The 13,367-nt window shown below is 68.8% G+C and carries 12 protein-coding genes; 7 read left to right on the top strand and 5 right to left on the bottom strand.

Annotated features, from left to right (window positions below):
• Positions 1-2 precede the first annotated feature (2 nt).
• Positions 3-866, bottom strand: coding sequence for an RNA polymerase-binding protein DksA (dksA, locus tag AC1ECW_RS09625; RefSeq protein WP_409709743.1), 864 nt, complete (start codon positions 864-866; stop codon positions 3-5).
• 181 nt (positions 867-1,047) lie between these two features.
• Entirely contained in the window at positions 1,048-2,079 is a 1,032-nt protein-coding gene (locus tag AC1ECW_RS09620) for a CobW family GTP-binding protein (RefSeq protein ID WP_409709740.1), read from the bottom strand.
• Positions 2,080-2,242: 163 nt separating this feature from the next.
• Between AC1ECW_RS09620 and AC1ECW_RS09615 the strand changes: the two genes are divergently transcribed.
• The 7 genes from AC1ECW_RS09615 (at position 2,243) to AC1ECW_RS09585 (ending at position 10,104) form a co-directional block, all read left to right on the top strand.
• Complete coding sequence (locus tag AC1ECW_RS09615; protein WP_481201719.1) at positions 2,243-3,124, top strand: HlyC/CorC family transporter; 882 nt, start codon at positions 2,243-2,245, stop codon at positions 3,122-3,124.
• Complete coding sequence (lnt, locus tag AC1ECW_RS09610; protein WP_481201718.1) at positions 3,124-4,629, top strand: apolipoprotein N-acyltransferase; 1,506 nt, start codon at positions 3,124-3,126, stop codon at positions 4,627-4,629. Before AC1ECW_RS09615 ends, lnt begins: the two co-directional genes overlap by 1 nt.
• A 74-nt stretch (positions 4,630-4,703) precedes the next feature.
• Positions 4,704-5,621 (top strand): glycine--tRNA ligase subunit alpha, encoded by a 918-nt coding sequence (gene glyQ, locus AC1ECW_RS09605; protein ID WP_409706683.1) that lies wholly within the window; start codon positions 4,704-4,706, stop codon positions 5,619-5,621.
• A 2-nt stretch (positions 5,622-5,623) separates the two neighbouring features.
• Entirely contained in the window at positions 5,624-7,777 is a 2,154-nt protein-coding gene (gene glyS / locus AC1ECW_RS09600; protein ID WP_481201717.1) for a glycine--tRNA ligase subunit beta, read from the top strand.
• A gap of 10 nt (positions 7,778-7,787) precedes the next feature.
• On the top strand, positions 7,788-8,426 hold the full coding sequence (gmhB, locus tag AC1ECW_RS09595) for a D-glycero-beta-D-manno-heptose 1,7-bisphosphate 7-phosphatase (RefSeq protein WP_409706689.1): 639 nt from the start codon (positions 7,788-7,790) through the stop codon (positions 8,424-8,426).
• Positions 8,426-9,193 (top strand): lysophospholipid acyltransferase family protein, encoded by a 768-nt coding sequence (locus AC1ECW_RS09590; protein WP_481201716.1) that lies wholly within the window; start codon positions 8,426-8,428, stop codon positions 9,191-9,193. Before gmhB ends, AC1ECW_RS09590 begins: the two co-directional genes overlap by 1 nt.
• Positions 9,194-9,210: 17 nt before the next feature.
• A complete protein-coding gene (locus AC1ECW_RS09585; RefSeq protein ID WP_481201715.1) occupies positions 9,211-10,104 on the top strand; it encodes a M48 family metallopeptidase in 894 nt (297 codons plus the stop codon).
• A gap of 3 nt (positions 10,105-10,107) precedes the next feature.
• Here the strand turns inward: AC1ECW_RS09585 and AC1ECW_RS09580 are convergent, their stop codons facing one another.
• From AC1ECW_RS09580 to AC1ECW_RS09570, 3 genes are read right to left on the bottom strand one after another with little or no spacing between them, the layout of a single operon-like run.
• Entirely contained in the window at positions 10,108-11,019 is a 912-nt protein-coding gene (locus tag AC1ECW_RS09580) for a DMT family transporter (protein ID WP_409708218.1), read from the bottom strand.
• On the bottom strand, positions 11,020-12,129 hold the full coding sequence (locus AC1ECW_RS09575) for an ABC transporter substrate-binding protein (RefSeq protein ID WP_409708221.1): 1,110 nt from the start codon (positions 12,127-12,129) through the stop codon (positions 11,020-11,022).
• Positions 12,130-12,185: 56 nt separating this feature from the next.
• Entirely contained in the window at positions 12,186-13,307 is a 1,122-nt protein-coding gene (locus AC1ECW_RS09570; protein ID WP_409708224.1) for an ABC transporter substrate-binding protein, read from the bottom strand.
• Between the last annotated feature and the right edge of the window lie 60 nt (positions 13,308-13,367).

Raw genomic sequence — 13,367 nt, 5'->3', positions numbered from 1 at the left:
GTTCAGTCTCCGAACATCTTTTGCTTCAGCTCGCGGCGCTGCTGGGCTTCGAGGGACAGTGTAGCGGTGGGACGGGCGATCAGGCGGCCCAGACCGATGGGTTCGCCGGTTTCGTCACAGAAACCGTAGTCGCCGGCGTCGATGCGGGCCAGGGCCTGGGCGATCTTCTTGAGCAGCTTGCGCTCGCGGTCGCGGGTGCGCAGCTCCAGGGCGTGTTCTTCCTCGATCGTGGCCCGGTCGGCCGGGTCGGGAACGATCGAGGTGTCCTCGCGCAGGTGCTCGGTGGTCTCGCCGGCATTGCTCAGCAGGTCTTCCTTGAGCGACAGCAGCTTGTGGCGGAAGAACTCGAGCTGCTTGTCGTTCATGTACTCCGACTCGGGCATCGCCAGCACCTCGGCATCGGTGAGGTCCTTGCCGGCCTTGGTCTTCCAGGCATTGGCGAGCTTGGGATCGGGGGGGGTGAGGCTTGCGCGGGGTTGGTCGAGGACGTCGTTGGACTTGTTCATGGTGGCTGAGAGGGACGCTCGCCCGGCGGAGGATTGGGAAAAAGCCTTCGCCGGGCTGGGGCTGGGGGCCGGTGCGGCCGCAGCGGCTGCCGGGACCGGGGCGCTTGCCGGGGCCTCGGGCCGCCGGGCCGAGGCCGCGGGCTTGGGCGCTGGGGCCGTCTTGGCAGCGCCGGTCTTGGCCGGTGCGGCCGCAAGCGGACTGCGGGCGGGCGGCGCCGGGGTCTTTTTGGCCGGTGCCTTGGCCGGGGCGGCCTCGACGGTCTTCTTGGCGGCCGGGGCTGCCTTGGCGCGAGTCGGGGCCGCGGTCTTCTTGGCCGCCGTCTTGGCTGGTAGGGCTCGCTGGGCCGGGGTCTTGCTCACGTTCCATCTCCTCGCAGTGGCAGTTATATACCTGCTCTTGTCGGAATCGGGGACGAAGAACCTTGGGACGAGGCCGTTCCAGTGGCCTTCTGGCGCCGGGGACACCCCCAAGGGCGCCGCGGATTGTAGCGATCTCGCGTCATCGTGCGTGGGAGTTTTCCCGCCCCGGCCCGATCGTGGGTCAGACGAGACATTGCTCCAGGCCCTGCCGGAAGATGTCCTGAGGCAGGTCCAGGCCGATGAAGACCATCTTGCTGGTGCGGGGCTCCCCCTCGGCCCACTGCGGGCCCAGGTCGCTGCCCATGAGCTGGTGCACCCCCTGGAAGATCACCTTGCGCTCGGTGCCCTGCATGTGCAGCACCCCCTTGTAGCGCAGCATGCGCGGGCCGTAGATCTGCACGATGGCGCCCAGGAAGTCCTCCAGCTTGGCCGGGTGGAAGGGCCGGTCCGAGCGGAAGACGAAGGACTTCACGTCATCGTCGTGATGGTGATGGTGCGGGTGGTCGCAGTGCTCGCCATGCTCGTGGTCATGGTGGTGATGGTGGTCATGATCGTCCTCCTTCAGGAAGTCGGGATCGATCTCGAGCTTGGCGTTCAGGTTGAAGCCGCGCAGGTCGAAGACCTCGGCGATCGGCACCTCGCCGAAGTGCACGCGACGCTGCGGCGCGCGCGGGTTCATGTGCTTGATGCGGTGGGCCAAGGCCTCCACGGCGTCGGGCTCGACCAAATCGGTCTTGCTGATGAAGATCTGGTCGGCAAATCCCACCTGGCGGCGGGCCTCCTGGCGGGTGTCGAGCTGGTGCTGGGCATGCTTGGCATCCACCAGGGTCAGGATGGAGTCGAGCAGGTAGCTTTCGGCAATCTCGTCGTCCATGAAGAAGGTCTGGGCGACGGGGCCGGGGTCGGCCAGGCCGGTGGTCTCGATCACCACGCGGTCGAACTGCAGCTCGCCTTTGCGGCGCTTGGCGGCCAGGTCGGCCAATGTGGAGCGCAGATCCTCCCGGATGGTGCAGCAGATGCAGCCGTTGCTCATCTGGATGATCTGCTCCTGCGTGTCGGCCACCAGGATGTCGTTGTCGATGTTTTCCTCACCGAACTCGTTCTCGATGACGGCGATCTTCTGGCCGTGGGCTTCGTGGAGCACGCGCTTGAGCAGCGTGGTCTTGCCGCTGCCCAGGAAGCCGGTGAGGATGGTGGCGGGAATGAGGCTCATGATGGAATCCGTCGCAAAAGGGCGTGCCGGGATCTGGGGGCGAGCGCCGGCGTTTCAAGGGTTGAGCCGAGTGTATCGATCTTGTCAAGCCTTCGGCCGGCCTGGATACGCCTTGTCACGGGGCTGGGGTATCCTTCGCTGATCTAAACTTCTCGCGCAAGCGATGTCCGACCCCCACCCTCGACGCCTGGGACGCCCCGCGGGCGACAAGCGCAACTTCTTCGAACGCCTGGTCGAGTTCCTCTCGCCAGGGCCTGACTCCAAGGACGAGCTGTTCGAGACCCTGGCCGAAGCCGAGGACCGCGAGCTGATCGAGCCGGAATCGCGGCTCATGCTCGAAGGCGTGCTGCGCATGGCCGACATGACGGCCGGCGACGTGATGGTGGCGGCTCCGCGCATGGACCTGCTCGACATCAACGCGCCCTACGAGGAACTGCTGCGCATCGTGATCGACACGGCGCACTCGCGCTTCCCGGTGTTCGAAGGCGATCGCGAGAACATCATCGGCATCTTGCTGGCCAAGGACCTGCTCAAGCTGCAGCGCGCCCCTGAGCTCAAGCTGCGCACGCTGCTGCGCCCGGCCGTCTTCGTGCCCGAGTCCAAGCGCCTGAACGAGCTGCTGCGTGACTTCCGTTCCAACCGCAACCACCTGGCGCTGGTGGTGGACGAGTTCGGCAAGACCGCCGGCCTCATCACCATCGAGGACGTGCTCGAGGAGATCGTCGGCGAGATCGAAGACGAGTTCGACGAGGAAGACGCGCACAACGGCATCTACACCCTGGCCGATGGCAGCCAGCGCGTGGCCGGCGATGCCGACATCGAGACCGTCAACGAGGCCTTCGGCACCCACCTGCCCGAGGAGGACTTCGACACCATCGGCGGTTTGGTGGCCCATGAGCTGGGCCATGTGCCCCGTCGCGGCGAGGTGGTTGACATTGGCGGCCTGCGCTTTTCGGTGATGCTCACACGGTCCGGCGCGGTGCGCTGGTTCAAGGTGACGCGCAGCCCCGAGGCGCCAGCGGCTGCGCCCGCGCCCGAGGCCTGATGCCGGCGGCGCTGGACGCGCTCGTCGCGCTGCTGGCCGGCTGGGCGCAGGCCCAGGCCTTCGCGCCGCGCGAGGGCTGGGCGCTGCAGGTGGTGGCCACCGCGGTGTTGGCCTGGGGTGTGATGCGCGCACCCACCGTGCGCCGCGCGGCGCTGCTGGGCTGGTGTTTCGGCCTGGCCTGGCTGGCCGGTGGGGTGTGGTGGCTGTTCATCAGCATGCACCGCTATGGCGGCCTGCCGGCCTGGTTGTCGGCGCTGGCGGTGGCGGCGCTGTCGGCGGCGCTGGCGCTCTACCTGGCCTTGGCGATGGCGGCCTTTGCGCGCTGGCGCAGCGGCCGCCCGGGGGCGGACGCCCTGCTTTTCGCCGCCTGCTGGCTGCTGGCCGAGCTGGCCCGCGGCCTGCTCTTCACCGGGTTTCCCTGGGTGGCCTCCGGCTATGCCCACAGCGATGGGCCGTTGGCGGCCCTGGCGCCCTGGGTGGGCGTCTACGGCATGGGGTTCGTGGCGGCCTGGCTGGCCGCGGCCGCGGCTGCCGGACTGGCCCGCGCAGGCCGCGCCCGGCGGGCGTGGCTGGCCGCCGGGGGGGCGCCGCTGGCGCTGGTGCTGGCGGCCGCGATGGCGCCTTCCGACTTCACCCGGCCGGCCGGTCGTTTCGACGTCACGTTGCTGCAGCCCAACGTGGCCCAGGATGAGAAGTTCTCGGCCGAGCACCTGCCGGCCGCCTTGGAATGGCTGGGCCGTGAACTGGTCTCGGCGCGCACTGCGCTGGTGGTGGCGCCGGAGACGGCCATCCCCTTGCTGCCCGCCCAGCAGCCCGAGGGCTACTGGGACGCCCTGGCGGCCCATTTCGCCCGGGGGCCCGGCGCTGCGCTGATCGGCGTGCCGCTGGGCGACTTCACCGAGGGCTACACCAACTCGGTGGCCGGCCTGGCCCCGGGACAGCCGATGTACCGCTACGACAAGATCCACCTGGTGCCCTTCGGGGAGTTCGTTCCCCGCGGCTTCCGTTGGTTCGTGGACATGATGGATATGCCGCTGGGCGACTTCACCCGCGGGCGCGACACGCGGCCCTTCGAGTTCGACGGCCAGCGCATCCGCCCCACCATCTGCTACGAAGATCTTTTCGGCGAGGAGTTGGCCGCCAACTTCGTCGGGCCGGGCCAGGCCACGGTGATCGCCAACGTCAGCAACATCGGCTGGTTCGGCCCCACCGAGGCGGTGGACCAGCACCTGCAGATCTCGCGGCTGCGGGCGCTGGAGTTCCAGCGTCCCCTCGTGCGTGCGACCAACACCGGGGCCACCGCCATCATCGACCACCGCGGCCGGGTGACGCATGGGCTGGCCCCCCACACCCGGGGTGTGTTGGTGGGCGAGGTCGAGGGCCGCGAGGGCAGCACGCCGTATGCCCGCTGGGTGGCGGCGCTGGGCCTGTGGCCGTGGACGGTCCTGGCCGGGGGCGTGCTGCTGCTGGCGGGGCGCCGCCGCAAGTCCGGGGTGGGCGCCTAGAATCAAAGATTTATTCCGCCGGGGCCGGCGCGCTGCCCGCGCCGCCCCTTGCCCGCACATCGATCCTCGACACCATGCTGACCTTCCAGCAACTCATTGCGCGCCTGCAGGACTACTGGGCCGCCCAAGGCTGCGCCTTGCTGCAGCCCTACGACATGGAGGTGGGCGCCGGCACCAGCCACACCGCCACGTTCCTGCGCGCCATCGGCCCCGAGCCCTGGAAAGCCGCCTACGTGCAGCCCAGCCGGCGCCCCAAGGACGGCCGCTACGGCGAGAACCCCAACCGGCTGCAGCATTACTACCAGTACCAGGTGGTGCTGAAGCCGGCGCCCGAGAACATCCTGGAGCTCTACCTGGGCTCGCTCGAAGCCCTGGGCTTCGACCTGAAAAAGAACGATGTCCGCTTCGTCGAAGATGACTGGGAGAACCCCACGCTGGGCGCCTGGGGCCTGGGCTGGGAGGTCTGGCTCAACGGCATGGAGGTGACGCAGTTCACCTACTTCCAGCAGGTGGGCGGCATTGATTGCAAGCCGCTGACCGGCGAGATCACCTACGGCCTGGAGCGCCTGGCGATGTACCTGCAGGGGGTGGACAACGTCTACAAGCTCACCTGGACCGAAGGCCTGAGCTACGGCGACGTCTACCTGCAAAACGAGCAGGAGCAGTCGGCCTACAACTTCGAGCACAGCGATGTGGAGTTCCTGCTCACCGCCTTCAGTGCGCACGAGCGTCAGGCCCAGCACTTGATGGCCCAGCGCTTGGCTTTGCCGGCCTACGAGCAGGTGCTCAAAGCCGCGCACACCTTCAACCTGCTCGATGCACGCGGGGCGATCAGCGTGACCGAACGCGCCGCCTACATCGGCCGCATCCGCAACCTGGCGCGTGCGGTGGCGCAAAGCTACCTCGACAGCCGTGCCCGCCTGGGCTTCCCGCTGGCCCCGCGCGATTGGGCGAACGAAGTGCTGGCCCAGCTCGAGAAGAAGGCCGCCTGATCATGACGATGAAGAAGAACCTGCTGGTCGAGCTCTTCGTGGAAGAGCTGCCCCCGAAGGCACTGAAGAAACTGGGCGAGGCCTTTGCCACGGTACTCACCGACAGCCTCAAGGCCCAGGGCCTGGTGGACGCCGCCGTGGTGCCCACGCCCTTTGCCTCGCCGAGGCGCCTGGCGGTGCGGGTGGAGGCGGTGGCCGAGCGTGCGGCCGACCGTCCGGTGCAGCGCAAGCTCATGCCGGTGTCCGTGGGCCTCACGGCCGAGGGCCGGCCCACACCGGCCCTGCTGAAGAAGCTCGAGTCCCTGGGCCTGGACGCCAGCGTGGTGGACCAGCTCCAGCGGGTGAACGACGGCAAGGCCGAGGTCCTTTTCCATGACAGCCTGGTCCCCGGCGTCACGCTGGCCGAGGGCCTGCAGAAGGCCCTGGACGAGGCCCTCGCCAAGCTGCCCATCCCCAAGGTCATGAGCTACCAGCTCGCCGACGGCTGGACGAGTGTGCATTTCGTGCGGCCGGCCCACGGCCTGGTGGCGCTGTGGGGGGCCGACGTGGTGCCGGTGCAGGCCCTGGGCCTGACGGCCGGCCGCCAGACGCGCGGCCACCGCTTCGAGGCCCGGGTGGACCCGGTGGTGATCCACGAGGCCGACAGCTATCCCGAGCAACTGCGCCATGATGGGGCCGTGATCGCCAGCTTCGAGGCCCGCCGCGCCGAGATCGTGCGCCAGCTCGGCGAAGCGGCTGCGAAGATCGGCGGCGGTGTGCGGCCGGTGGACGACGAGGCCCTGCTCGACGAGGTCACCGCCCTGGTGGAGCGCCCCAACGTGCTGGTGGGTCAGTTCGAGGCCGAGTTCCTCGAGGTGCCGCAGGAGTGCCTCATCCTCACGATGAAGGCCAATCAGAAGTACTTCCCGCTTCTCGATGCCCAGGGCAAGCTCACCAACCGTTTCCTCGTGGTGAGCAACATCAGCCCCGAGGACCCGAGTGCCGTGATCGGCGGCAACGAGCGGGTGGTGCGCCCGCGTCTGGCCGATGCCAAGTTCTTCTTCGACCAGGACCGCAAGAAGACGCTGGAATCGCGCGTGCCGGGTCTGGACAAGGTGGTCTACCACGGCAAGCTGGGCAGCCAGGGCGAGCGCACACAGCGCGTGCAGGCCATTGCGCACGCCATCGTCAACCAGTTGCGCCTGGCCACCGTTCCCTACACGGTCGAGGCCAAGGATGAGTTCGATGTGCTCGACGGCAAGGTGCAGCAGGCCGCCCGCCTGGCCAAGGCCGACCTGCTCACCGACATGGTGGGCGAGTTCCCCGAGCTGCAGGGCATCATGGGCGGCTATTACGCACGCCATGAAGGCCTGCGCGATGGGGTGGCTATCGCCATCGAAGACCACTACAAGCCCCGCTTTGCCGGCGACGCCTTGCCGCGCAACCACACCGGCACCGTGCTGGCCCTGGCCGACAAGCTGGAAACGCTCGTGGGCCTGTTCGGCATCGGCCAGTTGCCCACCGGCGACAAGGACCCGTTTGCGCTGCGCCGGCATGCGCTGGGGGTGATCCGCCTGCTGATCGAGAAGAACCTGCCCTTGTTGCTGCCCGAGCTGGTGGCGGCCGCAGTGCCGGTCTTCGGCTCGCGCATCACCGACCCGCGCGAGCCGCTGCTGGATTTCATCTACGACCGACTGGCCGTGTCCCTGCGCGAGCAGGGCTATACCGCCCAGGAGGTCGAGGCGGTGCTGGCGCTGCGCCCTGGCCGCTTGGGTGAGGTGCCGCGGCGCCTGGCGGCCGTGCGCGCCTTTGCCGGCCTGCCCGAGGCGCAGGCGCTGGCTGCGGCCAACAAGCGCGTGGGCAACATCCTGAAGAAGGCCGACGCGACGGTCGAGCCGCGCGTGGACCCCACCTTGCTGCGCGAGGCGGCCGAGGCCGCCCTGCACGAGGCCTTGCAGGCCGTGCGTCCCCGCGCCGACGCGGCGTTCGAGCAGGGGGACTACACCGGCTCGCTGCAGGCCCTGGCCGTGCTGAAGGCCCCGGTGGACACCTTCTTCGACCAGGTGATGGTCAACGCCGACGATGCGGCGCTGCGGGCCAACCGGCTCGGCCTGCTGGCCGCACTGCACGCGGCGATGAACCGCGTGGCCGACCTGTCGCGTCTGGCGGCCGCCTGAGGAGATCGTCATGCCCGCCCCGCGCCCCGTGGAACGCCAGCTCAAGCTCGTCGTGCTCGGACGCGATGGCGTGCTCAACCGCTACCGCACCGAGCATGTGGCCCAGCCCGAGGAATGGGAGCCGCTGCCCGGTGCGCTGGATGCCGTGGCGCGGCTGAACCATGCCGGCTGGCATGTCGTGGTGGCCACCAACCAGCCGGGTCTGGGCACGGGATTGCTCGACATGTCGGGCCTGAACGCCGTGCACCAGCGCATGAACGAGCTGCTGGCCCGCCACGGCGGCCGGATCGACGCGGTCTTCATCTGCCCGCACACGCCCGAGGACGGCTGCGACTGCCGCAAGCCGGCGCCGGGGCTGCTGCGGCGCATCAGCGAACGCTTCGGCGTGCCGGCCCACGAGATCGTCGTGGCCGGCGACACCGTGCGTGACCTGCAGGCAGCTCAGGCGGCGGGCTGCGAGCCGCACCTGCTGCGCACCGGCCGCTGCGAGGGCCTGGGCGACGAGGAGGTGGCCGCGCTGGCGGCGCAGGTGCCCGGCACCCGCGTGCACGACAACCTCGAGGCCCTGGCCCAGCACCTGATCCAGCGCGAGCGCGAGATGCGCGGCGAGAACGCGGGCTCGAGTTCCGGATTTGGAGGTTTGAACTGATGTTGAGGGTCCTGCGTTCCCTCCTGTTCCTGTTGTGGATGACGGTGACCGTCATCCCCTGGGCGCTGGCCGTGCTGCTGCTGTCCGTCTTCGTGCGCGGCAGCCCCTTGTACTGGGCCTGCGTGGGCTGGCTGCGCCTGGTGATGTGGGGTGCGCGTGTCATCTGCGGTGTGCGTGCCCGCGTGCAGGGGCTGGAGCACCTGGGCAACGAGGCGGTGATCCTGTGCTCGAAGCACCAGTCCACCTGGGAGACTTTCGCCTTCCCCTGCCTGATGAGCCATCCGCTGTGCTATGTGTTCAAGCGTGAGCTGCTCTACATCCCCTTCTTCGGCTGGGCGATTGCCCGGCTGGACATGATCCACATCGACCGCAGCAAGCGCGCCGAGGCCTGGAACAAGGTGGCCGAGCAGGGGCGGCACTACATGGCTCAGGGCAACTGGGTGATCATGTTCCCCGAGGGCACGCGCACGCCACGCGGCGGGCAGGGCGTGTACAAGTCCGGCGCCACGCGCCTGGCCGTGGCCACCGGCGTGCCGGTGGTGCCGATTGCGGTGACCTCGGCACGCTGCTGGCCGCGCAAATCCTTTCTGCTGACGCCGGGGGTCATCGACGTGTCGATCGGCAAGCCCATCGCCTCGGTGGGGCGCGAGCCGGAGGAATTGATGCGCGAAGTGGAAGCCTGGATCGAGGCCGAAATGCGTCGGCTCGATCCCGAGGCCTACCCCGACGGCGCTGCGGTCTCCGGCGGCACGCCGCAGCGGGCCTGAACCTATACTGCCGGTCCATGGCACGCCCGGCACCCGGCTCCGACGAACCTCGGCAACTGTCGCTGTTTTCCGGCGAGCCGCCGTCGTGCACGACGGCGGCTCCACCGGCGGCAGCGCCGGCCAGGCCGCAAGCCTCGCGCCCCTTGCCGCCGGTGGCTTTTGTCCATCCGCGCTCGACGCACGACCTCCAGCTCGAGGGCCATCGCGTGGCCTTCGCCCTGCGCCGCGCCAAGCGTCGCACCATCGGGTTTGTCGTCGGCCCCGAGGGCCTGACGGTGAGCGCCCCACGCTGGGTGGGGCTGGGCGAGATCGAGGCGGCGCTGCGCGAGAAGGCGCGCTGGGTGCTGCGCAAGCTGGCCGAGCAGAACGAGCGCAACGCCCGGCTGCAGCAGGCGAAGGTGGAGTGGCGCGATGGCGCGAGCGTGCCTTTTCTGGGCGAGGCGGTCATCGTGGTGCTCGACCCGCGGGCCAGCGGGGCGGTGCTCAACACCGATGCTCAGGCCCTGCCCGGCGTGCCCCGCCTGGCCCTGCACGTGGGCCTGCCGCAGCACGCCCGCCCGGAACAGATCCGCGACGCGGTGCAGAGCTGGCTGCAGCGCCAGGCGCGCCGCGTCTTCGAGGAACGCTGCCGCCACTTCGCCGAGCGGCTGGGGGTGCGCTACACGCGCCTGAGCCTGTCATCGGCGCAGACCCGCTGGGGCAGTGCGTCGGCCGATGGCGCCATCCGCCTGAACTGGCGGCTCATCCACTTCGCCTTGCCCACCATCGACTATGTGGTGGCGCACGAGCTCGCGCACTTGCGCGAGATGAACCACAGCCCGCGCTTCTGGGACGTGGTGCGCTCGGTCATGCCCGACTACGAGCACGCCCGCGGCACGCTCAAGGACACGGTGCTGCCGGATCTGGGCTGAGCTTCAGGGCCGTGAGGCGAGCATCACGCCGGTGACGGCCACCGCGCCACCCACGAGCATGCTGGTCAGCAGCGGCTCGCCCAGCAGCAGCACGCCAAAGCAGGCGCCAAACACCGGCACCAGGTTGTTGAAGACCACGGTGCGCGCCGGCCCCAGCCGCTGCACACCCTGCGAATACCACACGAAGGCCAGCGCCGTGCCCAGCAGGCCGAGGTAGAGCGCCGAGGCGATCACCTGGGGCGAGAACGCCGCCCGCTCGATGCGCGGCAGCTCGAACAGGGCCACCCCCATCAGCAGCGCCGTGCCCCATAGCGAGGCATAGGTGGTGGCGGCCAGGGCCGTCAGCCCCTTGAGGGCCACGCGGCCGATGAGGGTGTAGGCCGCCCAGGCGCACACGCCGCCGAACATCAGCATCTCGCCCAGGCCGACGGACCGGCCCAGCGCCGCCGTCAGGTCGCCGCGCGTGATCACCACCCACACGCCGGCCAGGGCCAGGGCCACGCCCAGCCAGCGCTTGAGGCTGAGCCGCTCGTGCAGCAGCCAGGCGGCCGCGCAGATCGTCACCACCGGGTTGAGCGCGATGATCAGCGAGGTGCGGCTGGCCGGCAGCAGCGACAGTGCGCCCAGGAAGAAGAGGTTGTAGGCAAAGATGCCGGTGGCGCCCAGGCCGAAGGTCACCATCATCTGCCGGCGGTCCAGCCGCGGCAGGCCGCCTTCCAGCCAGCGGGTCGCCAGCAGCAAGGCTGCGCAGGCCACGAGGTAGCGCAGCACCGACCCGAAGGCCGGCGGCAGGGCCAGCGCGATCACCCGCCCGGCGATGAAGGTGCCGCCCCAGATGGCCGGCACGGCCACCAGGCGGGCGTAGAGAGACCAGGAGACGGAGGGAAGGGCCGCAGGGGGCGAAGGCGGGGCCATTCAGCGCCTGAACTTGCCTTCAGGCCCGATGATGGACAAGTCGGCGTAGTCCAGGCCGGTATGGTCGTTGGGCGAGTAGTTGATCTCCATCCCGCCAATGTCGTAATTGCGGATGCCGTTCAACGCATTGAGGATTTGCGCGCGCGTGGGGTTCGGGCCGGCGCGGCGCAGACCTTCGACGAGCACCTTGGCCGCGGCGAAGCCTTCCATCATGGCCGGTGAGATCTCCATGCCGCCTTTGGCACGTGCCAGGTCGACCGCCTCTTTCACGATGGGCGCGGCCAGCGAGCGCTCATAGGGAAAGACCTGGCTCACGATCACGCCGCGGGCGTGCTCGCCCAAAGACTTGATGAAACCGGTCGAGGCGTTGTTCGACAGCGTCACCACCTGGGCGCGTGAACCGGCCGCGCGCAGGGCCTTCACTGCGTCGACCACGGCCGATCCCGAGCCGATGATCATTACAGCCTGGGCCTCGGCCTTCACGATCTTGGGCACGATGGGCGCGAAGTCGGGTTTGGCACGGTCAAATTTTTCCAGCACCACCGGCTGCTTACCCACGGCGTCGAAACCCTTTTGGGCGCCGGCCATCGAGTCGGCACCGAAAGAGTCGTCCACCTGTATCACCGCGATGCGCTCCAGACCGATCAGGCTGAGGTGACGGATGGCGCGCTCGGCCTCGCGCTGGTAGGTGGCCCGGACGTTGAAGATGTAGGGGTTGACCGGCTGGTGCAGCACCATGGCGCCGGTGGATGGCGCGATCAGCGCGATCTTGTGCTCGTCCAACAAGGGCATGATGGCCTGGGTGTGGGGCGTGCCGCGCGTCAGGAACAGGGCGACCACCTTTCTGTCGACGATCAGCTCGCGTGCGTTCTCGGCGGCCAGCTTGGGGTCGAACTTGTCGTCCAGGGAGATCAGCTCGATCTTCTGGCCGTTCACCCCGCCGCGGGCGTTCACCGCGTCGATGTAGAGCTTGGCGCCGTCGGTGGTTTCCTTCACACCGGCGGCCACTGGCCCGGAGAAGCCGGCGGTCTGGCCGATCAGGATCTGGGCTTGAGCGCTGCAGGCCACAGCAGCGACAGCCCAAGCGGCAAGTCGAAGCCAACGAGTCATGTGCACAGTCTCCTCAGTTGTGTTTGTGGGGAAAGGAATAATCCGATGCGCAAGCCTCAGCGCCTGAACTTTCCGTCCGGCCCGATGATGGACAGGTCGGCGTAGTCCAGTCCCGAGCGGTTGTTCGGGCCGTAGGTGATCTCCAGACCGCCGATGTCGTAGCGGCGCAGGCCCTCCAGGGCTTGCACGAGGCGGGCCGGCGTGGGGTTCGGGCCGGCGCGGCGCAGACCCTCCACCAGCACCTTGGCGCCGGCAAAACCTTCCAGCATGGCCGGCGTCACTTCCGGCAGGCCCTTGGCACGGGCCAGGTCAGCCGCCTCCTTCACGATGGGCGCGGCCAGCGAGCGCTCATAGGGAAAGACCTGGGTCACGACCACGCCGCGGGCATGCTCGCCCAACAGCTTGATGAAGCCGGCCGAGGCATTGTTCGACAGGGTCACCACCTGGGCGCGCGAGCCGGCCTCGCGGATGGCCTTCGTGCCGGACGCCACCGTGCCGGCCGAGGCGATGAAGATCACCGCCTGCGGCTGGTTCTTGGCCACGACGGCCGCCAGCGCGGCCAGGTCGGGCTTGGCGCGGTCAAGCTTTTCCAGGAAGAGCGGCTTGAGCCCGGCCTGATCCAGGCCGCGCAGCGCACCCAGCACCGAGTCGGCGCCAAAACTGTCGTCCGTCTGGAAGATGCCGATGCGAGTCATCCCAATGGTTGTTAGAACCTGGATCGCCTTTTCTGCTTCGCGTTGATAAGGAGCCCGTACGTTGAAAATCAGCGAATGGGGCGGCTCGTGCAGCACCATCGCGCCGGTGCTTGGGGCGATCAGTGGCACCTTGAATTCCTCGATCAGCGGGATGAGCGCCTGCGAGTGCGGCGTGCCGCGGTTCATGAACAAGGCAATGACCTTGTCTTCGGTGATCAGCTTGCGGCTTACCTCCACGGTGACTTTGGGGTCGAACTTGTCGTCCACCGAGATCAGCTCGATCTTCTGACCGTTGACCCCGCCGCGGGCGTTCACCGCATCGAAGTACAGCCGGGCGCCGTCGGTGTTCTCTTTCACACCAGTGGCCACTGGCCCGGTGAAGCCCGAGGGCTGGCCGATGCGGATCTGGGACCAGGCGGGCCAGGCGCACAGGGCGGCAACGAGGGTGGCGCCGACCAGGCGAGCCTGCAAGAACTGCAACATCAATACACTCCGGCACTTCGCTGAGAAGGCGCGCAGTTTCACATGCCAGACCCCCCAGGT

The organism is Caldimonas hydrothermalis (assembly GCF_056746695.1).
The sequence above is the reverse complement of the archived record's forward strand: the minus strand, read 5'-3'. Positions and strand labels throughout refer to the sequence as shown.